Here is a 23,475-nt window from a genome sequence, read left to right as displayed (position 1 = left end):
CCATGCGTCTGTTCCTCTGCGAAAAGCCCTCTCAAGCCAAGGACATTGCCAAGGTGCTCGGCGCCACCCGCCGTGGCGATGGCTGCTGGCTGGGCAACGCGGTGACGGTCACCTGGTGCATTGGTCATCTGCTCGAGACCGCCCCGCCGGACGCCTACGACGAGCGCTACAAACGTTGGGTGCTGAGCGACCTGCCGATCGTGCCGGTACAGTGGAAAATGCTGGTGAAAAAATCCACCGCCAGCCAATACAAGGCGGTCAAGCGCCTGCTTGGCGAGGCCCGCGAACTGGTGATCGCCACCGACGCCGACCGCGAAGGCGAGATGATCGCCCGCGAGCTGGTCGATCATTGTCGCTATCGCGGCCCGATCCAGCGCCTGTGGCTGTCGGCGCTCGACGACGCCTCGATCCGCAAGGCCCTGGGCGCTCTCAAGCCGGGCGCCGAAACTTTCAACCTCTACCATTCGGCACTGGGTCGCTCGCGCGCCGACTGGCTGATCGGCATGAACATGAGCCGGCTGTTCACCCTGCTCGGGCGTCAGTCCGGCTATCAGGGCGTGCTGCCGGTGGGCCGGGTACAGACGCCCACCCTGCGGCTGGTGGTCGATCGCGATCGCAGCATCGCCGACTTCGTGCCCGTGGCGTACTGGGCCATCGACGTGCAGTTGCGCCGCAGCGACAGCCTGTTCACCGCGCAGTGGCAAGGTCCGCCAGACCACTGCGACGACCAGGGCCGCTGCCTCAATCAAGACAGCGCCCGCGCCGCCGCCCAAGCCATGACCCAAGCGGGCGAGGCGCGGGTCATCAAACAAAAGACCGAGCGAGTCCGTGAAGCCGCGCCGTTGCTCTTTGACCTCGGCACGCTGCAGGAGGTCTGCTCGAAAAAACTCGGCCTCGGCGCCCAGGAAACCCTCGATGTGGCCCAGGCCCTGTATGAAACCTACAAGGTCATCACCTACCCGCGCAGCGACTGCGGCTACCTGCCCCTCAGCCAGCACGCTGAAGCACCGAGCATCGTTGCCCAACTGGGCCGAGCCGACCCAGGGTTGAACGAATTGTTGCGCCACGTCGATACCAGCCGCCGCTCCAGAGCCTGGAACGATGCCAAGGTCAGTGCTCACCATGGCATCATCCCCACCGCGGCCAGCGTCGACCTCGCCCGCTTGCCCGGCAAGCACCGGGCGGTCTATACCCTGGTTCGCGCACGCTACCTGGCACAGTTTCTGCCCAACCACGAGTTTGATCGCACCCAAGTGGATCTCGACTGCGCCGGGCAACCGCTCAAGGCCGTGGGCAAGGTGATCGTCGAACCCGGTTGGCGCCGGGCCATGCCCGAGGCGGTAGCGGCCGCCGCCAAGGGCCGCGAACCTGCAGTGGTCCAGACCTTGCCGGCACTGGCCCCAGGCGATATCTGCACGGTGGCCAAGACGATCCCCAAGGACCTGTGGACGCAACCCCCGAAACCCTTTACCGAAGGCGACCTGATCAAGGCGATGAAAAACGTCGCCAAACTGGTGGACGACCCACGCCTCAAGCAAAAACTCAAGGACACTACCGGCATCGGCACCGAGGCCACCCGCGCGGGCATCATCCAGGGCCTGATCGACCGGGGTTACCTGACCAAGAATGGCAAGGCACTGGCTGCAACCCCGGCGGCCTTCAGCCTGATCGACGCCGTGCCCCGGGCCATCGCCGACCCGGGCACCACGGCGATCTGGGAGCAAGCACTGGACATGGTGCAAAGCGGCGAAATGAGCCTCGAAGAGTTCGTCACCCGCCAATCGGCGTGGATGAGCAAGCACGTGGAACGCTGCATGGGCATGCGCATGAACATCACCGCTGGCCCTGCCGGGGTCAAGCCACCGTGGAAGGGTAAACGCAAAGGCAAAGCGGGCACCTACACCGCCAAGAAGCGCGCCCCCGGCAAGGCAAAGGCTGCTGCTTCCTGAATCAACGCCTTGGTTTTGATACTGCCCTGCGCCTTGCAGGTATAAAGCCTGAACGCAGAGGACCTATACATGACTGCCCGTTGGGTCGCGGATTTTTCGCATGGCCGATGGGAGCTGGACCGCTCCTCAATCTCCAAGCACCCAAAACGCAAAAAAACCGCCATCCGAAACACGGTGGCGGCTTCTTTCCAAGGCAAGCCCCCTCGCTACAGGCTGGTTGACGCTACATGGGGCACCGCAGTATCGGTGTCGGCAACCGGCAGCTCATCATCGGGACGACGCAGCTCGCCAACGATGAACGCATAGCTGATGAACGCCCCGGCGGCATTCAACGCCACATAGATCAACGCACCATTGAACGACCCCATGGACTGCACCATATAGCCGATCACAATTGGCGTGACGATCCCGGCGACGCTGCCGAAGGTGTTGAAGATCGCGCCGTTCATGCCCGCACTGCGTTTAGGCGAAACGTCGGAGATGATCGCCCAGCCCAGTGCGCCCATGCCCTTGCCGAAGAACGCCAACGCCATGAACACCACCACCAGCACATCGGTCTGCACGTAGTTGCACAGGATCATGCTCATCGACAGCGCCATGCCAATGAAGATCGGCAACTTGCGCGCCTTGGTCAGCGACACACCCTTGCGCAGCATCCAGTCGGAAATCAGGCCACCACCGATGCCACCGATAAAACCGAAGATCGCCGGAATCGCGGCCAACAGACCCGCATTGAGGAGCGACAAGCCGCGTTGCTGCACCAGGTAGACCGGAAACCAGGTCAGGAAGAAAAACGTCAGGGTGCTGATACAAAACTGCGCGATATAGATGCCCAGAAACATGCGCTGCCCCAGCAACTCCTTGGCGCTGGCCCAGGTTTCGCCCCAGCTCTGCTTCTTGCCGGCCGACGGCGGATGCTCCTGCAGGTTGGCGCCCCCGTCGCGGATCTCCCGGAGCTCGACGGCGCTCAGCGAAGCATGGTCGACCGGTGCCTTGATGCGCCACACGAACACCAGGCCGATAGCGATACCCGCGGCGCCCATCACGTAGAAAATCCACGGCCAGCCCCAACGCGTCGAGATCCACGCCAGCAGCGGCGTGAACACCACGGCAGCGAAGTACTGCGAGGCGTTGAAGATCGCCGTGGCCGTGCCGCGCTCGGCGGTCGGAAACCACATCGACACGATCTTGCTGTTGGCCGGGAAGCACGGCGCTTCCGCCACACCGACCAGAAAGCGCAAAGCGAACACCGCGAAGAACGCCAATCCCAAAGGCATGATGGCAACGGTACCCACCGCCGCAGTGAACACCGACCAGGCAATGATTGCGATACCCAGCACCTTGACGCTGCCGAAACGGTCGATGGCCAGGCCGCCGGGCAGTTGCAGCAGCATGTAGGCCCAGGCGAACGCCGAGAACAGCCAGCCCATTTCCGCGTGGCTGAGGCCAAGTTCGTTGGAGACGCTGGCACCCGCGATAGACAAGGTCGCGCGGTCGCCCTGATTGACGATCATCATGATGAACAGTAAAGCGATCACCTCGAAGCGGCGATGCTCGGCGATATAACGCCGAAGAGAAGCTATTTTTTTCATTGTAATTCTCGATACCGGACAGCGGTGGTTAGCGCCAGGCCAGCGGGGTATCCGCGGCCTGCGCGGTGCAATGAGTCCTCAATGGGCGATCAACGACGGGTCTCACGAATGATAGCGTCGGGACGCTGCTTGACCTCAGGCCGCAACGCGGTACCTAACCCAGGCAGGGTCGGTGCCGCAGCAAAACCTGAAGTGATTTCGGGCAAATGCGTGACCAGCTCGCCGTACCAGGTCGACAGCGACGCGCGCACCACTTCCTGCAACACGGCGGTCGGTGCATGCAAGCCTAACTGCAGGCCGGCGAACAAGGCTACCGGCCCGGTGCAATCGTGGGGCGCCAGCGGCTTGTTATAGATCTGCGCCAGCGCAGCGATCTTGCGGGCTTCGGTGAAGCCGCCACACCAGACCAGATCCAGCATCAGAAAGTCCATGCTGCCGGCGTTCAGCAGATCGCGGTAAGCAGTGCCGCCACCCAGAGTTTCGCTGGCGCAGATCGGCACTCGGGTGCGGTTGCGCAAGTCGGCCAGGGCCTGGGCGTCGTCCATCTTGCACAGCGGATCCTCGACCCAGTACACGTCGAACTCTTCCAGGGCCTGGCAGATACGCAATGCCGCAGCGCTGTCCCACAGGCTGTGCAGCTCGCACATGATCTCGATGCGATTTCCCACCGCCTTGCGGATCTGGCGGAAGGCTTCGACGCCCTGCTGCACCTCGGCGAGGCTGATGGTGTTGGCGCCCGCTTGGCGGGCGAAACGGTCGAACGGCCAGATCTTCATGGCCGTGTAGCCCTCTTCCACCAGGCTCACGGCCAGGGCGCCAGCGTCGCGAGCGAAGGCCAGTTGATCGTCGTACGGCCCCTGTGCACGGTCGTTCGCGGTGATCTCCCGGCGAGCGCCTTGCTGGGTGTTGAAGTCGTAGCCGGCGCAGGTGTTGTACACCCGGATGCGATCGCGGCAGGCACCGCCGAGCGCCTCATAGATGGGGATACCGTGGCGCTGGCCCTTGAGGTCCCACAGGGCGATGTCCACCGCGCTGGCGGCACGGATCTCGGCGCTGGCGCTGTGAAAACCGACGTAGGGGGTGGTCAGCTCGAGCGAGATGGCCTCGATCTGTCGGGAATCGCGACCGATCAGCCCCGGCGCGATCAACTCGTGCACCGCCGCTTCGACGGTCGCCGCACCGCGGAAGGTTTCACCAAGGCCGATCAAGCCTTCGTCGGTCTCGATTTCCAGCCAGATCAATTTGGGCCGCTCGGGCAGCCGGAGCGTACGCACGCAGGTGATTTTCGACATCGTCAGGTTTCCTGAACTCTTGTATTTGGAAATTATTTGCACAGTCGTGACAGTGGTAACTGTTGGTAGCGTTACCATTTGATAGCAAACCTATCCCATCCAAACCAAGTCTACAAGGAGGACCATCGTCTAGCTTTGAAAAAAAGCTTGAATGGTAACGCTACCATCCCATACTGAGAGCAATTGCCACAGGCAATCCAATAACCATAAAAACCAGCAGAACGGAGAAAAGATGAGCACTAGAACCGTCATCATCCTGTGCCTAACCGTCGTGTACTTCGTGGTCATGACCTTGATCGGCTACGCGGTGCGCAGACACGCCAAAAGCAGCGAAGGCTTCACCAACGGTGGCCGCAGCTTCCCGGCCTACCTGATCGGCGCGCTGCTGCTGTCGGAATTCATCGGCAGTTCGGTCAGCCTGGGGACCGCGCAGAAAGGCTTCGAAATCGGCATCTCCGCCGCCTGGAACCTGGTCGCCCTGTCCCTGGGCTTCTTGTTGCTGGCCTACGTCATGGCCAAGAAGTACAAGGAAACCGGTCTCAACACCATCTCTGCCATCCTTGCGCAAAACTACGGCGAAGGGGTGCGCTACGCGGCATCCATCCTGACCATCTTCGCCCTGAGCATCGTCTGCGTGGCGCTCTATGCCAGCGGCGGCGCTGTCTTGGCCGCAGTACTGGACATCGACAAGAACCTCGCCATCGTACTGGTCGGCATCGTCACGGTGTTCTACGTCAGCCTCGGCGGCATGCGCTCGGTGGTGTACACCAACTTTGTGCATGCCCTGATCAAGTACATCGGCATCCTTGTGGCGCTGGTCTTCGCGCTCAAGTCTTCCGGCGGCATCACGGCCTTGCAAGCCCAGTTGCCGGCGCAGATGTTCGCCTGGGACGCCGTGGGCTGGGGGCAGATCTTCGCCTGGATGATCGGCGGCATCGGTTCGATCTTCGCCACCCAGTACGTGATTCAGGCACTGGTGAGCAGCGACGACGAAAAGACCGCCAAGCGCGCCTGCCTGTATGTCTCGAGCCTGATGATCCCGTTCGGCCTGGCCACCGCCCTGATCGGCATGTGCAGCGCCCTGCTCTATCCCGGGATCAAATCCATCGACGCGCTGCCGGTGCTGATCACCCACATGCCGACACTCGCCGCCAGCCTGGTGGTGATCGGTCTGGCGGGGGCGCTGTTCGGTGGGATCTCGGCCGGGACCCTGGCCTCGGCCACCCTGGCGATGAAAGACTTCTACAACCCGATGTTCAACAAGGAAGGTAACGATCGCAAGTCCGGGATCTTTATCCGCGTGGCAATCCTGGTGCTGGGATTCGCGCCGCTGATCCTGGCGATGTATGCCGACAAGCTGTTGATGATCGCCTTTCTCGGCAAGGCGCTACGGGCCACCTTGGCGGTGGTGGTGCTGATGTGCTTTTACGCCCCGCGCTTCGGTACACCGCGTGGTGCACTGGCCGGGATCATTCTGTCGGTGATCAGCACAATCGCGTGGTTTCTGGCGGGCAACCCCTATGGTATCGACAGCTCGTATTTCGCCCTGGCCAGCCCTTTGCTGACCATGGGAATCAGTGAGTTGCTCAAGCCTGGCCAGCCGCGCAGAGCCGAATCGCCTAGTTGATAGCCACCCCCTCGAACCCTGCCTGGGGCTGGGGTTACTGGGCTGAGGCGGTGCTGCCGCGCTCCATCAAGGTAAAGCCGATATCGATTGCCGCGTTTTGCGTCGTCTGGCCCAGCAGCCGCTCCAGCAGCATTTGCGCGGCGCAATCGCCCATGTGCTTGCCATCGATGCGCACCGTCGACAATGCCGGGAAGGTATGACTGGCGAAGTTCATGTCGCCAAAACCCATCACCGCCAGCTCCTGCGGCACCCGAATGCCACGGGCCGCAGCCTCGGTCAGTACGCCATGGGCGATGGTGTCGGAAGTGCAGACGATCATCAACGGCCGCTGCGCCGACAGTTCGATGCCGTCGAGCAGCACACTCAGCCCCGTGCGGCCGTGGGCCAGGGTCGGCAGGCCCTGGAACACCTGCTGCGGCACCTCGGTGAGGTCGCGCTCGGCCAGCGCTTTGATGAAACTGTCGGCACGCCGCAGGCCGCGTGGGTCGTTGACGGCCAGCAAGGCGAACTGCTCGTAGCCGCGCCCCAGCAGGTGGCGGGCGACCTCGCGGCCCACTTGCTCATGGGAAAAGCCCACCAGCATGTCGATCGGCTCGGGGCTCAAATCCCATGTCTCGACCACCGGCACCCCGGCAGCGCGCAGCCGATTGCGACTGGCGGGCGTGTGCAGGGTACCGGTGAGGATGATGCCGTCGGGGCGGCGGCTGAGGATCACGTCCAGCAGTTCTTGTTCTTGCTCGCTTTGGTAGCCGGAGATACCCAGCAGCACTTGGTAGCCGGAGCGGGTCAGGCGGTCGTTGATGGCCTGGAAGGTGTCGGAAAATATCGGGTTGGTGACCATCGGCAGCACCACCGCCACCAACCGGCTGCGGTTGCTTGCCAGGGAGCCGGCCAGGCGGTTTTGCACATAGCCGGTCTGATCGATGGCGCGCTGCACCTTGAGGCGGGTTTCGCTGCGCACGGTATCGGGCTGATTGAGGCAGCGCGAGACCGTCATCGGTGCCACGCCGGCCAATCGGGCGACATCGCCCAAGGTAACGCCACGGCCGGCGCGGCGGCTGCTGTCCGGAGTCTTGCCCGTCATTGTCTGTGTGTTTTCCCGGCGGTTTCAGGTGTGATTCGAGGCGCGCTGCAATCAAGCGTTCAGGTGGTGGATCGTATCAGTCGCGCAGGGTCACAGGCGAGCGGCGCTGACATCGGCCACCTTCTACCGGTATATTCAGCGCCGCCTGGCAGGCTCGCCTCGGGATTTGCGCTGTAACTCAGGGCGCCTTCGCGACCACACTTGGCGCCCACAGGTATTCGACGCCGAGGGGGCAAAGCGCACTTGCCGAGGGGCCGGCAACATTCACCCACCACCAAAGCAACATGCACGGAAGGGTCGTCTTGGATAGCGCTAAACACAAAAAAGGCCTGACTGACGTGGCCGAACTGGCCGGGGTCAGCCTGAGCACCGTCGATCGCGTGCTCAACGAGCGCGGCAGCGTTTCAGACGTCAAACGCCGCAAGGTGCTCAACGCCGCACGCACGCTGGGCCTGCGGCGCCTGCTGCCCTCACCCGTGCATGGCCTGCTGCGCTTCGACCTGTTGATGGTCGAAAGCCACACCGACCACTACCAGCGCCTGACCCAGGCCTTCCAGCGCCAGGCACGGCTGCTCAAGGCTCGCCTGGTGCTGCAACACCAGACCTGGCACGACCGCAACCCGCAAGACCTGCTCGACTTCATCAATCGTCCGCGCACTGCGCGCCAGGGGCTGATCGTGGTCGCCCACGACACCCCCGCGATCCGCGCCGCCCTGCAACTGCAGATCGCCCGCGGCGTGCCGGTGGTGTTGCTCACCAGCAGCCTGTCCGGGCTGGTGGGCGCCACCTACATCGGCATCGACAATCATGTGGCCGGGCGCAGTGCCGGGCGCCTGCTGGGGCAGTGGCTGGGGGCCTGCCCAAACGGTGGTCAGGTACTGCTGATCACCAACTCGCTGCTCTACCACGCCCACCAGCAGCGCATCGGCGGTTTCATGCAGGTGCTGCACGAGCGCGCGCCTCACCTGCAGATCAGCGCCCCGGTCGAGTGCCACGACGACGACGCCCTCACCGCCCGCGCCGTGCACCACGCCCTGGACAACGGCGCCACCCTGGCCGCCATCTACAACACCGGCGCCGGTTCCGAAGGGATCCGCCAAGCCCTGCTGGCGCGCAATATCCGCCCCGCCTGGATCACTCACGAGGCCAGCCTGCAACACGCCCGGTTGCTGCGCGAGGGCCTGCTGTCACTGGTGCTCGATCAGGATCCGGAAGGCCAGGCCGACGCCGCCATCCAGCACCTGCTGTACGCCAACGGCGATCTGGACATCCCACCGCAGATGCACCCGCAACTGCGCATCGTCATCGACGAGACCTTGCCCCACCGAGCTTCATGAAAGTTTCTTGAGGGGAACACGTCAATTGGTTAATGGCGCGGTGATATGTCGCGCCTTATCATCGCCCGCCGTGACTGGTCGGTCGCGAGGGCGCTGGCCTGCGCGTCGATCGCTACTTCCTCCCCCCAAACAGGATTCATCATGCAGCGCAGAGATTTTCTTTCATCGGCGTTGGCACTGGCCGCCGCGTCCACCCTACCGGCTGCGCGCGCCGAAGTGGTCACCGGTGGCCAGCCCTGGGAACCTGGCAAAGCCAACGTTCCGGCGCTGGCCGCCCCCCGTCAGGGTGGCCTGGCGTATTTCACCCAAGCCGAGTTCGAGACCGCCGGCGCCTTGGCCGAACGTCTGATCCCGGCCGATGACCTCAGTATCAGCGGCAAGGAAGCAGGCTGCGCCACGTTCATCGACCGCCAACTGGCCGGTGACTATGGCCGCGGCGCCACGTTGTACCGCCTCGGCAAATTCGTCAAAGGCACCCCCGAGCAAGGCACCCAATCGCCCTACACCCCGGCCGAGCGCTGGCGCAAAGGCTTGGCCGCGATCGACAGCCATTGTCAGCAAGCCTTCAAGAAAAGCTTCGTGCAACTGGACGGCACCCAGCAGGACGATCTGCTGCGCAGCATGGAGAACGGCACCCTGGCGCTGGGCGACGACGTCGAGACCAAAGAGCTGTTCGAACAGATCCTCGCCAATGTCCGTGAAGGCTTTCTGGCCGACCCGATCTACGGCGGCAACAAGGACATGGCCAGCTGGAAAATGCTCGGTTTCCCAGGCGCGCGCTACGACTTCCGCGACCTGATCGGCAAGAAAGGCCAGAAGCTGCAGATCATCCCTACCAGCTTGATCGACAACACCCTCTGACCGACCTCGGAGGCGCGCCGCCCCCTGTGTGACAGGCGTAGCGCGGAAAAATTATGTGAGCAGTGCGGTCTCCCCGACACCTGCCGTCTTGCCTGTGATTGACGAAGTATTGATGAGGTATTGTTCATGGCGAATGTACGCCCAAAAGCTGACGCGGTAATCGTCGGCCTCGGCTGGTGTGGTTCTTTGATCGCAGAAGAACTGACCCGTGCCGGACTCAACGTGGTAGCGATAGAACGCGGCCCGTGGTTCGAAACCTCCACCGATTTCCCGCCGTCGGTCGACACCGACGAATTGCGCTGGGACACGCGCCGCAGCATGCTGCTGCCGCCCGCCATCGAAACCACTACCTTTCGCAACAACCGTTCGCAAACCGCCCTGCCCACCCGCGACTGGAGCCTCAACGAGCTCGGTTACAACGTCGGCGGCTCGGGCACTCACTGGGCCGGCATGGCCTGGCGCTTTTTGCCATTCGACTTCGAGCCCTACAGCTACACCCTCAAGCGCTACGGCAAAAAGCAACTGACCGAAGGCCTGATCGTGCAGGACTGGGGCGTCACTTATGACGACCTCGAACCCTTCTATGATCGCTTCGAGAAAATCGCCGGTGTATCCGGCAAGGCCGGCGTGCTCAACGGCAAGCAGATCGAAGGCGGCAACATCTTCGAAGGCGACCGCAAAAGCGAGTTCCCGCTGCCGCCACTGGCCACCACGCGCCTGACCGATCTGTTCACCGAAGGCTCCAACAAGCTTGGCCTGCACCCCTTCATGGTGCCAGCCGGCCAGGCCTCCCAGGCCTACACCAACCCGTTGGGCGTGCGCATGGGCCCGTGCACTTACTGCGGTTACTGCCTGTACTACGGCTGCGGCAACTTCTCCAAGTCGAGCCCCAATGCCTGCGTGATCCCGGCGCTGATGCAGCGCAGCAACTTCACCGTGCTGACCGAGTCCGCTGTACTGCGCGCCAATCTCGCCGAAGACGGCAAGACTGCCACCGGCGTGACCTACCTGGACCGCAACCAGAAAGAATGGGAACAGCCGGCCGACATCGTCATCTTCTCGGCCTTCCAGATGCAGAACGTGCGTCTGCTGTTGCTCTCCAAGATCGGCAAACCGTACAACCCCGAAACCCGCAGCGGCGTGGTCGGTCGTGCCTACAGCTTCCAGACCGTGTCGGGCGCCAACCTGTTTTTCGAAGACGAGCAGCTCAACCAGTACATCGGTGCAGGCGCCCTCTCGGTGCAGGTCGACGACTACAACGGTGACAACTTCGACCACACCGGCAAGGGCTTCATCGGCGGCGCCGGGATCCTCGTGGTCGCCCGTGGCGCACGCCCGATCGGCAACGCCGACGCGGTACCGCCAGGCACCCCGCGCTGGGGCAGCGAGTGGAAAAAGGCCTACAAGCACGCCTTTCAGAACGGCACCTTCATCTTCAATCAGGGCACCAGCTTCTCCCACGACGAGTGCTACCTGGACCTGGACCCGGAGTACAAGGACGCCCACGGCGATCCACTGATCCGCGTGACCTTCGACTACAACGAAAACGATCGCCGCATGGCGAAATTTACCGAAGACAAAGCCGTCGAAATCGGCAAGGCCATGGGCGCCAAGATCGTCAATGGCTTCGACTCGGCGGCCATCAACTACGGCCCGTACCTGCCAGCCAGTGACCACACCATCGGTGGCGCGGTCATGGGCACCGATCCGAACACCAGCGTGCTCAACCGCTTCCAGCAAAGCTGGGACGTGCACAACGTGTTCGTGCTCGGCGCTTCGTCGTTCCCCAACAACGCCGGCTACAACCCGACCTCGACCATCGGCGCCCTGAGCCTGTGGACGGCCAAGGCCATTATCGATCAGTACCTGGCCAAACGCGGCCCTCTGGTGGAGATGCCAGCATGAAGCCCCGTTTTCGCATGACCCTCGCCGCCGTCGCCGTGCTGTCCATGGGCAGCGCGCTGGGCCTGTACGGCGCCCTGGGCATGGCCGATGCCGCCGACGGTATCGTCCAGCCTGGCCAGCAGAGCGGTGACGCTCAGGGCATCAAGGCCCAGCCCAACAGCGCCAAGGAAGACCCGGCCGTGATCCGTGGTCGCTACGTCGCGATCGCGGGCGACTGCGCCGCATGCCACACCGATCCGCACCAAGGCAAACCGTTCGCCGGTGGTTACGCCCTGGAAACACCGTTCGGCCAACTGCTGGCCAGCAACATCACCTCGGACAAGACCACCGGTATCGGTGCCTGGACCGAGGAGCAATTCACTCGCGCCGTGCGTGAAGGCAAGGGCAAGGACGGCGAAAACCTCTACCCGGCCATGCCGTACAACGCCTACGTGAAGGTCAGTGACGCTGACATGCATGACCTCTGGGCCTACATGCAGACCGTGCCTGCCGTCGACAACAAGGTGGTTTCCAACCAGCTGCCCTTCCCGTTCAACATCCGCCTGATGATGATGGGCTGGAACCTGCTGTTCTTCGACAAGAGCCCCTTCGTGCCGGTGGCCGGCGCCAACGAGCAGATCAACCGTGGTGCCTACCTGGTGCAGGGCCTTGGCCACTGCGCGGCGTGCCATACCGCGAAGAACTTCCTGGGTGGCGACAAGAGTGGCGCCTTCCTGCAAGGCGGCGACCTGGCCGGCTGGCATGCACCGGAAATCACCAGCAACCGTTATGTGGGCATCGGTGCCTGGACACCGGCGCAGATCGTCCAGTACCTGAAGACTGGCAGCAACGACATTGCCGTCGCTTCCGGGCCGATGGCTGAAGCGGTGACCAACTCCACCCAGCACATGACCGATCAGGACCTGCAGGCCATCGCTGCGTATCTGCAGACCCTGCCCGGCTCCTCGGCGACCAAGCCAGCGCCTTTGACGGCAACCGAAAGTGCCATGAAGCAAGGGGCGAACGTCTACTCGGCCAACTGTTCGGCGTGCCACAACAGCGACGGCAAGGGCATCAACCAACTGGCGGCCGGATTGAACAACAATCCGTCCCTGCAATCGGCCAGTGCCGCGAGCCTGATCACCACCGTGCTGCAAGGCGGTCGGGGTGCGGTCACCCTGGACAACCCAACCAGCGGCGCGATGCCGAGCTTTGCCTGGAAGCTGTCCGACCAGCAAGTCGCCTCGACCCTGACCTATATCCGCAACACCTGGGGTAACGCCGCGCCGGCAGTGACCGCAGACGACGTCGCCAAGGTACGCAAGGACCTCAAGCTACCTGGGCAGTTGAGTGCCACAAGCGCTGCGCAGTAAAGCTTGCAGTAACGCGCGCGTTGCAATACCTGCATTACAAAAAAAATGACACGGCGGCAGCCACCTGCCGCCCGTGGATCTAACACAAAAAGGGATGAATCACTATGCCTCGTCAATTGCTGCCCCTGGTGCACCCACGTTCTGCCATGGCGTTGTTTTTGTCGTTATGCGCCGCTTCCAGTTTCTGCGTCAGCGCCCAGGCGGCTGATGCCTTTGCCGTCGACTCGCCGTGGATGACCGGCGACTGGGGCGGTCTGCGCACCGACCTGCTGAACAAGGGCGTCGACATCAAGCTGGGCTACACCGGCGAGTCGGCCTCCAACGTGCACGGTGGCTACAGCCACGACCGCGTGACCCGCTACGCCGACCAATTCAACATCGGTGCCGACCTCGACCTCAACAAGCTGCTGGGCTGGAGCAATGCCAACGCCAGCATCTCCATCACCAATCGTAACGGTCACAACATCAGCGACAAGATCAGCGATCCACGCGCCACTGGCATGGGCTCGACCCAGGAAATCCAGGGACGCGGCGCGGTCACGCGCTTGAGCGAACTGTGGGTGAGCAAGGGCACCGAAGACGACGTCGTCAACCTCAAGGTCGGTCGCTTCGCGGTCAGCGATGATTTCGCCATCGAAGACTGCCTGTTCCAGGGTCTGGCGTTCTGCGGTTCGCAGCCGGGCAACTACGTCAACAGCATCTATAACGGCCCGATCAGCCAGTGGGCCGCGCGCCTGCGCTATCGCGTGACGCCTGATGTGTACTTGCAGATCGCCGCGTTCAACATCAACCCATCCGACCTGGACAACGACAACGGCTTCAAGCTCAACGGCTCGGGCACCAAGGGCACCCTGGTGCCGGTCGAGCTGGTGTGGATGCCGAAGGTCAACAATCTGCCGGGCGAGTACCGTGTCGGCTACTACCACAGCACCGCCAACGGCACCGACGTCTACAAGGACTCGAACAACCGTCCGGCGGCGATTACCGGCGAAGACTACCGCAGCGACTCGAGCCGCCACGGTTTCTGGCTGGTGGGCAAGCAGCAGCTGACTTCGGTCGGTGGCGATACCTCGCGCGGGCTGGTGCTGACCGTCAGCACCACCTTTCAGGACAAGGCCACCACGCCGGTCGACAGCTATCAGAAAGCCAGCCTGGTCTACAAAGGCCCGTTCGATGCTCGCCCGACCGACACCCTCGGTTTCGGTATCGCCCGCGTGCACGCCAGCTCGCAGTTTTTGCGTAACGCCAAGACCGCCAACGACCAGAGCGGCCTGAGCTACGACGACGCCGGCTACGTACCCGAGCAGCACACGATGTACCAGGCCGAGCTGAACTACGGCATCCAGGCGACCAAGTGGCTGAACGTGATGCCGAACATCCAGTACATCAAGAACCCGGATGGCGTGCGTCAAGTCGATAACGCGCTGGTGCTGGGCCTGCAAGTGCAATCGCAGTTCTAAGCGATTTTCGCAAGGCTTGCCGGCCTCTTCAGGGCAAGCCTTGCACCCACAGCGGTACAACGCCAGATCGGTAGACACCTGCAGGAGCAAAGCTTGCCCGCACAACTCGATCCACGCCGGGATACATAGCAACCTAGTAATTCATAGAGCACTAAATAGCCTGCTATAGAAATATCCAGAGAAAGCACCGCACCGTGATACCTGAGGAATATCTAAATGAATAGACGAGACGCCTTGATCTCGCTCGTGCAATTGACTGCACTGGGCGTGGCCAGTACCGCAGGAGCGAGTGTCATCAGTTCCCGCACGCAGATGCCCATCGGCACCGACGCCGACGCTTTGCCCAAGCCACCGCGCAAAGGTGAACTGGTCTACCTGAGCGCTGCCGAAGCCAAGGAAGTAGCGGCCATCTTCGACCGCTTGATCCCCGAAGACGAACTTGGCATGAGCGCCAGCCAGGCCGGTTGCGTCGACTTCATCGACCGCGAGCTGGCCGGCGACTTCGGCAAGGCCGCCAGCACTTACAGCCTCGGCCCCTACAAGCCAGGCACCCCGCAGCAAGGCCCGCAGTTCAAGCAAACCCCTGCCGAACGCTATCGCGCCGGTCTCAAGGACCTGGCCGCATATTGCCAGAGCCAGCACGGCAAGCTGTTCAGCGCGCTGGACGGCGACACTCAGGACACCCTGCTGCACGCCCTGGAAGACGGCAAGCTGAGCTTCCCGAGCACGCCCGCCGCGGATTTTTTCGCCCTGCTGCTGCAAAACGTGCGCGAAGGCTACCTGGCCGACCCGATGTACGGCGGCAACAAGGACATGGTCGGCTGGAAGCTGATCGGCTTCCCCGGCGCGCGCTACGACTACCGTCCCTACGTCCACAAAAAAGGCATGGCGCTGAACATCGAGCCGATCAGCCTGCTCGACAACGCGAGCTGATGCGGCACCGCTGTTGACAGCCACACCTGGCGGCCGCCCCTACCGGCCGGACCCATTTTTCGCCACTCGGTACGTACTCGACCGTCGTGCCCGGCTGCGCGCAATCAAGGATTGACCCATGGCAAACGCAAGACCCAAAGCAGACGTAGTAGTGATCGGGCTCGGCTGGTCCGGCTCCGTCATCGCTGAAGAACTGGCTCGCTCCGGCCTCAAGGTCGTGGCCATCGAACGCGGCGCCTGGCGCGACACCGCCACTGATTTTCCGCCGGCCATCGATACCGACGAACTGCGCTGGTCGACCCGCAAGGAAATCCTCCAGCCGCCCAAGCTGGAAACCTACACCTTTCGCAACAACGCCTCGCAGGAAGCCCTGCCGGTGCGCGAGTGGAGCAACCTGACCCTCGGCTACAACGTCGGCGGTGCCGGCACCCACTGGGCGGCGGCCTCGTGGCGCTTCAACCCGTTCGACTTCCAGCCCTACAGCAAGACCGTCGAGCGTTACGGCAAGCAGCAACTGGTGCCCGGCCTGCTGGTGCAGGATTGGGGCATCACCTATGACGAACTCGAGCCGTTCTACGATCGCTTCGAGCGCATCGCCGGCACCAGCGGCCAGGCGGGCGTGATCAACGGCAAGGTCATCCCCGGCGGCAATCCCTTCGAAGGCTCGCGCAGCCGCGACTTCCCGACGCCGCCGCTGGTACCAAGCCGCTGGAACGACATCTTCACGCAAAAGACCACCGAGATGGGCTACCACCCCTTCCCCGTCCCGGCCGGGACCATTTCGCGCGCCTACGTCAACGCCCTGGGCGTGCACATGGGCCCCTGCACCTATTGCGGCTACTGCCAGATGTTCGGTTGCGGCAACTGGTCGAAAAGCAGCCCCAACGCCTGCGTCGTGCCGGCCCTGATGCGCCAGCCGACCTTCGAAGTGATGACCGAGACCGAAGTGCTGCACATCAACAAGGCCGCCGACGGCAAGACCGCCACCGGCGTCAGCTTCGTCGGCAAGGACGGCATCGTCGGCGAGCAGCCAGCGGACATCGTCATCGTCGCCGCCTACCAGCTCGACAACGTGCGCCTGATGCTGCTGTCCGGCATCGGTGAGCCGTACGATCCGCGCAGCAAGACCGGCGTGATCGGCCGCAACTACAGTTTCCAGACCCTCTCCTACGCCTACCTGTGGTTCGAGAAGGAGCACCTTAACCCGTTCATCAACACCGGTTGCCTGGCGATCCAGATCGACGACTTCAACGCCGACAACTTCGACCACAGCGGCCTGGGCTTCATCGGCGGCGCCGGCATCCAGTCGCTGTCCAACAACGGCCTGCCGATCGGCATGGCCGGCGTACTGCCCAAAGGCGCGCCGACCTGGGGCAAGGGCTGGAAAAAATCCTTCCAGCACAGCTACCAGAACTGGGCGATGGTCCAGGGCCAGGGCACCAGCTATTCCCACGAAGATGCCTGGTTCGACCTCGACCCGACCTACAAGGACAACTTCGGTCGCCCGCTGATGCGCATGACCTTCGACTACAACCTCAACGACAAGCGCTCCGGCGAATTCGTGCGCAAGCAGTGCCTGAACATCGCCAACGCGGTGGGCGGTACCCATGTGGAGTCGTACAACTTCGCCGATGACCACTACACGCCGTTCCGCTCCAACGACTCGTCGCACACCATCGGTGGCGTGGTCATGGGCACCGATCCGAAGACCAGCGCCCTGAACCGCTACCAGCAGAGCTGGGACGTGCACAACGTGTTTGTCCTCGGCGCCTCGTCGTTTCCTAACAACGGCGGCTTCAACCCGACGATCACCATCGGCGCCCTTGCGCTGTGGACCGCCAAAGCGATCAAGGAGCAATACCTGAAAAACCCCGGCCCCCTGGTACAGGCATAAGGATCAGCGAGATGAAACGACAAATATTCGCAGGGTTGGCAGTGGTGGTGCTCGCGGGCGTCGGGGTGGCCTTGTACGCCAACGGCAACAGCAGCGCCGACGATGTCGCCGATAACCAGCGCATCGCCGCCGACAGCGCGGCGCCCGATGCCGCGGCGGTCAAGCGCGGCGCTTACGTGGCGGTCCAGGGCGACTGCGCGGCGTGCCACAGCGTGCCTGGCGGCCAGGCATTCGCTGGCGGTTATGGCTTGCAGACGCCGTTCGGGGTGATCAACTCGACCAACATCACCCCCGACACCAAGACCGGTATCGGCAGCTGGACCGAGCGGGACTTCTTCCGCGCCGTGCGCCATGGCAAACGCAAGGACGGGCAACTGCTGTACCCGGCCATGCCCTACAACGCCTACGTGAAGATGAGTGACGACGACCTGCATGACCTGTGGGCCTACATCCGTTCGGTCAAGCCAGTGGAAAAAGCCGCCGAGCCCAACACCTTGGGCTTCCCCTACAACATCCGCCTGGCCATGCTGGGGTGGAACCTGCTGTTCTTCAAGAACGCCCAGTACGTGCCCGACGCCGGGCAATCGGCCGAGTGGAACCGCGGCCGCTACCTGGTCGACGGTGCCGGCCATTGCGCCGCCTGCCACACTGGCAAAAATGCTTTGGGCGGTGACACCTCGGCCTACTTGCAAGGTGCCGAACTGCTGGGCGGCTATGCCCCGGAAATCACCGGCAACCCGCATCAGGGCCTGGGTAACTGGAGCAGCGCGCAAGTCCAGCAATACCTGAAAACCGGCAGCAATCACCAAGCAGTGGCAGCCGGTGCCATGGGCGAAGCGGTGGAGAATTCCACCCAGTACCTCAACGATGCCGACCTCGCGGCCATCGCCGGCTACCTCAAGTCGCTGCCGGGCTCGGGCGCCAAGGCACCGACCGCCGTGGCCGCCAGCGACCCGCTGATGAAGCGTGGCGCGCTGATCTACGAGGCCAACTGCATGGCCTGCCACAACGTGCAGGGTGAAGGCATCGATGGCATGGTCACCGGGTTCGCCAACAACTCGGGGATTCGTTCACCGAGTGCGTCGAACATGATCAGCACAGTGCTCAAGGGCGGTCGTGCGGTAGCGACCGAGAGCAACATCACTGCAGCCGGCATGCCGTCGTTCGACTGGAAGTTGAACGATGGAGATATAGCGGCGGTGTTGACCTATGTGCGTAACAGCTGGGGCAATGCGGCGCCGGCTGTGGATGCACAGGCGGTGGGCAAGGCGCGGGCTGCGTTGAAAGTCGCCGAGCCGATGTCGGTTTCGCGGTAAACCAACAGGCTTTTCGCCGCGCGTTCGGCGGCGAAAAGCCCCCCACCCGCTACAAGGCGCGCTCACCCAGATCCTGCGCTAACCGCACCAGGTAACCATCCGGATCCTGGACCAGAAACTGTCGCTGCCCGACCTCCCTCTCCCCCGCCCGGTACCACTTCTCTTCACAGGCCATGAACAGCGGCCAACGCACCTTGCCAAGACGTTCAAGAATGGCATCGACATCGGGCACTTCGATCTGAAAGTTGACGCCACGACCGAAGGGTGCGAGCAAGTCATCCGTCAGCCATTGCCGTGCGGCTGGCCGGCGCTCCTCGAGCATAATCTGTACACCCAGCAGGTCCAGATAGGCGAACCCCTCTTCGGGGCGGTCATAGGCGATCGTGAACCCCAGCAGCTCGGTCCAGAAATACAGGCTCTTGGACAAGTCAGTGATGATGAGCTCCGGCACCAGTTTGTTTCTGACGAGCATGTTTTATCGTTCCTTGATGAGTAAAATCTCAGCGCAACCGACTGGGACTCACCCCCAGCCGCTGCTTGAACACCGTCGCCATATGCGCCTGCGAAGCGAACCCGCACGCCAGCGCTATATCCGCCAGGCCCCTTCTCGGATCCTGCAACAACACTCGGGCGCGGGCCATCCGCCGGTCGATCACATAGCTGTGCGGGCTCTTGCCCACGGCGGCCTTGAAGGCACGCATGAAAAACCCTTCGGACAACCCCAGCAGCCCGGACATGGCCTGCACGGTCAGCGAGCCCTGCAGTTGAGCATCGATGAATTCGTCAAGCCGTTGCAAGCGCTGGCGCGTCATCGATCCGCGCGGAGCCACTGGCTGCCGCACGCCGCCTGCCCGCTCCGACAGTGCCAACGCCCAGGCCTCCCAGTCATCCTCCGGCGAGCCGCGCAGCAACGCCGCGCGCATGCGTTGTGCCAAGGCAATCGCTGGTTGATCGATCACATCGTTGAACGCCTGCTCACCCAGCAATAGCGCGCCATCGGTGCGGATCACTCGCAGGTATTCGCCACCCTGTTGCGAGGCGGAAAACACATCGCACCCCGCGGGCACCAAGGCCAGGCCATTGGGTATCGCTTGGAAAGGTCGCACCCGGTCGCTGGCGATGGCATGCACGCCGCGCTGGCTGTCGAAGGCAAAGCCGATGGCTGCCTGGGGCGCCACGTAGCGGGCTTCGTAGGCCGACCCTGGCAGCAATTCGATTGCCCACGGCCCCGCTTCAGCGCGGTGCACCGGTGGGTAAACGGGCAATGAAGGAATAGCGGTCATGCTCGGCATCTTACTCGCGGTCGGCGCAAAAGATCAGGTCAGTTTTTTGAAAGCCTCACTGGGGGTCGCCGCCCTAGAGTAGACGAAACCGCACAGAGAACTCCCCATGCACGGACTGACCCGCAACGATATCGAAGACGCCGCCCGCCAGGTCTACCAAGTGATGCCCGCCACCGCGCAATACGCCTGGCCCTTGCTGGCCGAGCGTCTGGGTTGCATGGTCTGGGTCAAGCACGAGAACCACACGCCGACTGGGGCCTTCAAGGTACGCGGCGGCATTACCTTCATGCATTGGCTCAAGTGCACGCATCCGCGAGTGCGCGGCGTGGTCAGTGCTACCCGCGGCAACCACGGCCAGAGCCTGGCGCTGGCGGCAAGAGCCCTGGGCCTGCGGGCACTGATCGTGGTGCCTCGGGGCAACTCGGTGGAAAAGAACAATGCCATGCGCGGCTTCGGTGCCGAGCTGGTGGAATGTGGTCGGGACTTCGATGAAGCGCGCGAAGAGGCCGCGCGCCTGGCTGTGGCGCAGGACCTGTATCTGGTACCGCCCTACCACCGTGAACTGGTGCGAGGCGTGGCTACCTATGGGCTGGAGCTGTTCAACGCGGTCCCTGACCTGGATACCGTTTACGTGCCTATCGGTTGTGGTTCGGGGGTGTGTGCGGTGATCGCGGCCCGTGATGCGTTGGGGCTGAAGACCGAGGTGGTGGGGGTGGTGTCCAGCGAAGCGGCGGCGGCCAAGCTGTCATTCGAGTCAGGCCAGTTGCAAGAAACCGCTACCGCCAACACCTTCGCCGACGGCATGGCCGTACGCAAGCCGATCCCCGAAGCGCTGGCGATCTACAGCGCGGGTGCCGCACGCCTCCTGGCGGTCAGCGACGAAGAGGTCGCGCACGCGATGCGGGTGTATTACACCGATACCCATAACCTGGCGGAAGGTGCAGGCGCAGCCGCGCTGGCGGCACTGATGCAAGAGCGCAACAGCCAACAGGGAAAAACCGTCGCCGTGATATTGTCGGGCGCGAATCTTGATCGGTCGGTGTATGCCCGGATCCTGGCTGATCCACGCCACCACTGAGCACCGCTCCCAGAATCAGCCCTGCCCTGATACCCGTGGGAGCGGGCGTGCGCGTTCGGCGGCGAAGGCATCAGCGGCGCCGCGTCTCTTCAGAATCAATCGTGGTGGAGCTGCCATTCGCCGCCGAACGCGCAAGCCCGCTACCCCAATATTGTTCACATCAGGCAGCACTCGAATCTTTCGCCACCGCCAGCTCATCGATCAACGTCTGCCCACCCTGATACCTCGCCAGATTGGCGACGAACTTTTCCAACAGACTCTTGCGCGTTAGCCAGCTCAGCGCACTGGTGTGCGAAGACAACTGAATCTGCGCATGGTTATAAAACGGATGCCCCTTCGGCAGCGGCTCCGGTGCGGTGGTGTCCAATGTGGCGAAGCCGGCTTGCCCGCTTGCCAAGGCCGCCAGCAGGGCATCGTCGTCTACCAGTTCACCACGGGCGACGTTGATCAGGTGCAGCCCCGGCTTGGCATGGGCCCAAGCCTTGGCGTCGATGATCTTGTAGGTCGATGGCGTCGCCGGCGCCACCAGCACCACATGATCACTGACCGCCATCAACTCGGCGATCGAGCCCACCAGGCGTACCCCGGCCACCGGCGAGGGGTTTTTCGATTGCCTTACCGCAACCACTTGCGCCCCCAGAGCCAGCGCCTTTTGCGCCAGCGCCTCGCCAATCGCGCCGAGACCGACCAGGCCCACGGTAGAGCCATACACCGTGGCCGTGCGCCGCGACTGCCATTGCAAAGGGCTGTTGACCCACAGGTTGGGCAAGTCCTTGCTGACCGAGAGGATCGCCGCCAGGCAGTACTCGGCGATCGAATGCGCGGCTACACCTCTCGCGGTGCTGACCCGCGCGCTCTGCAAAAACCACGGTGGAAAGATATCGGTGCCCGACGACACCAGCTGGATCCACTTGATGTGCTGCGGCCAGTTGGCCGGTCGCTCCAGTGTATGGCGGTGCGGACCTTTGCCGATCGGCGAAGCCAGCAGGATTTCAGTGTTGTCGGGGATGTCCACCGAGCCCCAGGGCAGGCGCTGAATCTTGCGGCCCAGGCGCTGTTCGAGGGCATCGTTGAAATCGTCTTCGAGGTGACTGGTGATTACCGGTCCTGTCATTGCACTGCTGCTCCATCAAGTGAACTGATCAATCCGTCAGTTCCGCCAGCCCCAGGTGCTCGCGCAAGGTCGAGCCCTCATAGGCGGTACGGAACAGGCCCTTGCGCTGCAGATGAGGGATCACGCTCTCGACAAACTCGCCGAACGAGCCCGGCAAGAACGCAGGAGAAATCACGAAGCCGTCGCAGCCGCCTTGCACGAACAACTCGGCCAACTGGTCGGCCACCTGCGCGCCGGTTCCCACCAACTGCGGCACCCGCACACTGCTGGCGAAGGATCGGCCCAAGGCTTCGAGCGTCAGGTCCGGGCCCTGGGACAGGAGCTTTTCCGCCGCGGCGGCATGCACCAGCGGCGAACGGGCGACCTCGCCGACGGTAGCGCTCAAAGCGAAAGAAGACAGGTCGACGTTCAATTGCGAGGCCAGGGTGACGAGGCCCAACTCCGGTCGTGCCAAGGCGTTGTGCTTGTCGCGCTTGGCCCGTGCTTCGGCCTCGCTGCCGCCGATAAAGGGCATCACCGCAGTCAGTACTTTCAGGCTGTCGGCACTACGGCCTTGCTGCACCACCTGGCTGCGCACGTCCTCGCGAAACGCCTGCATGGCCTTGAGGTGCGGATGAATGGTGAAGATCGCCTCCGCCCAGCGCGCCCCGAAGCGCCGCCCCCGCCCCGAAGAACCGGCCTGAATCAACACCGGCCGACCCTGCGGGGTGCGGGGGATATTCAGCGGGCCTTCGACGCGAAACCACTCGCCCTGATGCTTGACCGGGTGAATCTTCGAAGGATCGGCAAGAATGCCGCGCTCGCGATCCAGCAGCAGCGCATCACGCTCCCAAGTGCGCCACAGCTTCAAGGCGACTTCGACGAATTCGTCCGCACGGTCGTAGCGCAGGTCGTGCTCCAGGTGCTTGTCCTTGCCGAACAGACGCCCTTCGCTGTCGTTCATGGAGGTGACGATATTCCACGCCGCGCGGCCTTTGGACAGGTGATCGAGGGTGGCGAACTCGCGGGCGATGTGCGCGGGCTCGTAATAGGTAGTCGAGCGCGTCGCTCCCAGGCCCAGCTTGCGCGTCTGGCCGACCAGGTAGGAGAGGATCGGCAGCGGGTCGAGCCGGGTGGCGTCCTGGGCGCCGTAGCGCAGGGCGGTTTCCCGCGAGCCGCCCATCTGGTCCCCCACCGCCAGGCGATCGGCGAAGAACAGAAAATCGAACAGCCCTTCCTCCACGACCCTCGCAGTGCGCGCGTAGTACTCGGGGTCGAGGTAGTTGCCGACGGTCTGCGGATGGCGCCAGACGGCATGGCTATGGATCACCGGACCCGAGAGCAGGAAGGCGGACAGGTGAATCTGGCGGCTCATGGGCGGCTCCAGCGACAGGCTTATAAAGTGCCGGTCAGTATAAA

At 63.2% G+C, this 23,475-nt stretch carries 18 protein-coding genes; 11 read left to right on the top strand and 7 right to left on the bottom strand.

From position 1 onward, the window contains the following. Positions 1 to 2 precede the first annotated feature (2 nt). Positions 3 to 1,949: a DNA topoisomerase III gene (locus LIX93_RS01525; RefSeq protein WP_226502253.1), complete on the top strand. Its 1,947-nt coding sequence runs from the start codon at positions 3 to 5 to the stop codon at positions 1,947 to 1,949. A gap of 206 nt (positions 1,950 to 2,155) precedes the next feature. Here LIX93_RS01525 and LIX93_RS01520 read toward each other — a convergent pair whose 3' ends face one another. Both LIX93_RS01520 and LIX93_RS01515 read right to left on the bottom strand, forming a co-directional pair. Next, positions 2,156 to 3,541, bottom strand: coding sequence for an MFS transporter (locus LIX93_RS01520; RefSeq protein ID WP_226502252.1), 1,386 nt, complete (start codon positions 3,539 to 3,541; stop codon positions 2,156 to 2,158). 89 nt (positions 3,542 to 3,630) lie between these two features. Continuing rightward, entirely contained in the window at positions 3,631 to 4,833 is a 1,203-nt protein-coding gene (locus LIX93_RS01515; protein ID WP_226502251.1) for a mandelate racemase/muconate lactonizing enzyme family protein, read from the bottom strand. A 232-nt stretch (positions 4,834 to 5,065) separates the two neighbouring features. Here LIX93_RS01515 and LIX93_RS01510 point away from each other — a divergent pair, with 232 nt between their 5' ends. Beyond that, the gene (locus tag LIX93_RS01510; RefSeq protein WP_226502250.1) at positions 5,066 to 6,460 is read left to right on the top strand and encodes a sodium:solute symporter family protein; all 1,395 of its coding nucleotides are present in this window, start codon (positions 5,066 to 5,068) and stop codon (positions 6,458 to 6,460) included. Positions 6,461 to 6,494: 34 nt separating this feature from the next. Here LIX93_RS01510 and LIX93_RS01505 read toward each other — a convergent pair whose 3' ends face one another. Continuing rightward, on the bottom strand, positions 6,495 to 7,544 hold the full coding sequence (locus LIX93_RS01505; protein ID WP_226502249.1) for a LacI family DNA-binding transcriptional regulator: 1,050 nt from the start codon (positions 7,542 to 7,544) through the stop codon (positions 6,495 to 6,497). 302 nt (positions 7,545 to 7,846) lie between these two features. On the opposite strand from LIX93_RS01505, the gene LIX93_RS01500 reads away from it, so the two are divergent. The 8 genes from LIX93_RS01500 to LIX93_RS01465 all read left to right on the top strand — a co-directional run bounded on the left by LIX93_RS01500 (position 7,847) and on the right by LIX93_RS01465 (position 18,602). After that, entirely contained in the window at positions 7,847 to 8,881 is a 1,035-nt protein-coding gene (locus LIX93_RS01500; protein ID WP_226502248.1) for a LacI family DNA-binding transcriptional regulator, read from the top strand. A 141-nt stretch (positions 8,882 to 9,022) separates the two neighbouring features. Next, positions 9,023 to 9,742, top strand: a complete 720-nt coding sequence (locus LIX93_RS01495; protein ID WP_226502247.1) for a gluconate 2-dehydrogenase subunit 3 family protein — start codon at positions 9,023 to 9,025, stop codon at positions 9,740 to 9,742. 126 nt (positions 9,743 to 9,868) lie between these two features. Next, positions 9,869 to 11,647: a GMC family oxidoreductase gene (locus LIX93_RS01490; protein WP_226502246.1), complete on the top strand. Its 1,779-nt coding sequence runs from the start codon at positions 9,869 to 9,871 to the stop codon at positions 11,645 to 11,647. After that, entirely contained in the window at positions 11,644 to 12,999 is a 1,356-nt protein-coding gene (locus tag LIX93_RS01485; RefSeq protein ID WP_226502245.1) for a cytochrome c, read from the top strand. Before LIX93_RS01490 ends, LIX93_RS01485 begins: the two co-directional genes overlap by 4 nt. 104 nt (positions 13,000 to 13,103) lie before the next feature. After that, entirely contained in the window at positions 13,104 to 14,459 is a 1,356-nt protein-coding gene (locus LIX93_RS01480; protein ID WP_226502244.1) for a carbohydrate porin, read from the top strand. A gap of 216 nt (positions 14,460 to 14,675) precedes the next feature. After that, complete coding sequence (locus LIX93_RS01475; protein WP_226502243.1) at positions 14,676 to 15,392, top strand: gluconate 2-dehydrogenase subunit 3 family protein; 717 nt, start codon at positions 14,676 to 14,678, stop codon at positions 15,390 to 15,392. Positions 15,393 to 15,510: 118 nt separating this feature from the next. Further along, complete coding sequence (locus LIX93_RS01470; protein ID WP_226502242.1) at positions 15,511 to 17,286, top strand: GMC family oxidoreductase; 1,776 nt, start codon at positions 15,511 to 15,513, stop codon at positions 17,284 to 17,286. Between the two features lie 11 nt (positions 17,287 to 17,297). Continuing rightward, the gene (locus tag LIX93_RS01465; protein ID WP_226502241.1) at positions 17,298 to 18,602 is read left to right on the top strand and encodes a cytochrome c; all 1,305 of its coding nucleotides are present in this window, start codon (positions 17,298 to 17,300) and stop codon (positions 18,600 to 18,602) included. Positions 18,603 to 18,651: 49 nt separating this feature from the next. Here the strand turns inward: LIX93_RS01465 and LIX93_RS01460 are convergent, their stop codons facing one another. Together LIX93_RS01460 and LIX93_RS01455 are read right to left on the bottom strand one after the other, a co-directional pair. Further along, positions 18,652 to 19,074 (bottom strand): VOC family protein, encoded by a 423-nt coding sequence (locus tag LIX93_RS01460; protein WP_226502240.1) that lies wholly within the window; start codon positions 19,072 to 19,074, stop codon positions 18,652 to 18,654. A 28-nt stretch (positions 19,075 to 19,102) separates the two neighbouring features. Next, entirely contained in the window at positions 19,103 to 19,885 is a 783-nt protein-coding gene (locus LIX93_RS01455; RefSeq protein WP_226502239.1) for a helix-turn-helix transcriptional regulator, read from the bottom strand. A 106-nt stretch (positions 19,886 to 19,991) separates the two neighbouring features. Between LIX93_RS01455 and LIX93_RS01450 the strand changes: the two genes are divergently transcribed. Next, positions 19,992 to 20,963 carry a threonine dehydratase gene (locus tag LIX93_RS01450; RefSeq protein WP_226502238.1) on the top strand — a complete coding sequence of 324 codons (972 nt, stop codon included), beginning with the start codon at positions 19,992 to 19,994 and terminating at the stop codon, positions 20,961 to 20,963. Between the two features lie 160 nt (positions 20,964 to 21,123). Here the strand turns inward: LIX93_RS01450 and LIX93_RS01445 are convergent, their stop codons facing one another. Together LIX93_RS01445 and LIX93_RS01440 are read right to left on the bottom strand one after the other, a co-directional pair. Next, the gene (locus tag LIX93_RS01445; protein ID WP_226502237.1) at positions 21,124 to 22,077 is read right to left on the bottom strand and encodes an NAD(P)-dependent oxidoreductase; all 954 of its coding nucleotides are present in this window, start codon (positions 22,075 to 22,077) and stop codon (positions 21,124 to 21,126) included. A 28-nt stretch (positions 22,078 to 22,105) separates the two neighbouring features. After that, on the bottom strand, positions 22,106 to 23,431 hold the full coding sequence (locus LIX93_RS01440; RefSeq protein WP_226502236.1) for an LLM class flavin-dependent oxidoreductase: 1,326 nt from the start codon (positions 23,429 to 23,431) through the stop codon (positions 22,106 to 22,108). Positions 23,432 to 23,475 lie beyond the last annotated feature (44 nt).

Source organism: Pseudomonas sp. MWU16-30317 (assembly GCF_020515695.1).
Classification (GTDB): domain Bacteria; phylum Pseudomonadota; class Gammaproteobacteria; order Pseudomonadales; family Pseudomonadaceae; genus Aquipseudomonas.
Note: the sequence above shows the minus strand (reverse complement) of the source record. Positions and strands in the feature narration are given on the sequence as shown.

Bases quoted from the DNA above. Each gene is read 5' to 3' on its own strand.
- LIX93_RS01525 (WP_226502253.1), top strand. From the start codon at position 3: ATGCGTCTGTTCCTCTGCGAAAAGCCCTCTCAAGCCAAGGACATTGCC.
- LIX93_RS01520 (WP_226502252.1), bottom strand. From the start codon at position 3,541: ATGAAAAAAATAGCTTCTCTTCGGCGTTATATCGCCGAGCATCGCCGC.
- LIX93_RS01515 (WP_226502251.1), bottom strand. From the start codon at position 4,833: ATGTCGAAAATCACCTGCGTGCGTACGCTCCGGCTGCCCGAGCGGCCC.
- LIX93_RS01510 (WP_226502250.1), top strand. From the start codon at position 5,066: ATGAGCACTAGAACCGTCATCATCCTGTGCCTAACCGTCGTGTACTTC.
- LIX93_RS01505 (WP_226502249.1), bottom strand. From the start codon at position 7,544: ATGACGGGCAAGACTCCGGACAGCAGCCGCCGCGCCGGCCGTGGCGTT.
- LIX93_RS01495 (WP_226502247.1), top strand. From the start codon at position 9,023: ATGCAGCGCAGAGATTTTCTTTCATCGGCGTTGGCACTGGCCGCCGCG.
- LIX93_RS01490 (WP_226502246.1), top strand. From the start codon at position 9,869: ATGGCGAATGTACGCCCAAAAGCTGACGCGGTAATCGTCGGCCTCGGC.
- LIX93_RS01485 (WP_226502245.1), top strand. From the start codon at position 11,644: ATGAAGCCCCGTTTTCGCATGACCCTCGCCGCCGTCGCCGTGCTGTCC.
- LIX93_RS01480 (WP_226502244.1), top strand. From the start codon at position 13,104: ATGCCTCGTCAATTGCTGCCCCTGGTGCACCCACGTTCTGCCATGGCG.
- LIX93_RS01475 (WP_226502243.1), top strand. From the start codon at position 14,676: ATGAATAGACGAGACGCCTTGATCTCGCTCGTGCAATTGACTGCACTG.
- LIX93_RS01470 (WP_226502242.1), top strand. From the start codon at position 15,511: ATGGCAAACGCAAGACCCAAAGCAGACGTAGTAGTGATCGGGCTCGGC.
- LIX93_RS01465 (WP_226502241.1), top strand. From the start codon at position 17,298: ATGAAACGACAAATATTCGCAGGGTTGGCAGTGGTGGTGCTCGCGGGC.
- LIX93_RS01460 (WP_226502240.1), bottom strand. From the start codon at position 19,074: ATGCTCGTCAGAAACAAACTGGTGCCGGAGCTCATCATCACTGACTTG.
- LIX93_RS01455 (WP_226502239.1), bottom strand. From the start codon at position 19,885: ATGACCGCTATTCCTTCATTGCCCGTTTACCCACCGGTGCACCGCGCT.
- LIX93_RS01450 (WP_226502238.1), top strand. From the start codon at position 19,992: ATGCACGGACTGACCCGCAACGATATCGAAGACGCCGCCCGCCAGGTC.
- LIX93_RS01445 (WP_226502237.1), bottom strand. From the start codon at position 22,077: ATGACAGGACCGGTAATCACCAGTCACCTCGAAGACGATTTCAACGAT.
- LIX93_RS01440 (WP_226502236.1), bottom strand. From the start codon at position 23,431: ATGAGCCGCCAGATTCACCTGTCCGCCTTCCTGCTCTCGGGTCCGGTG.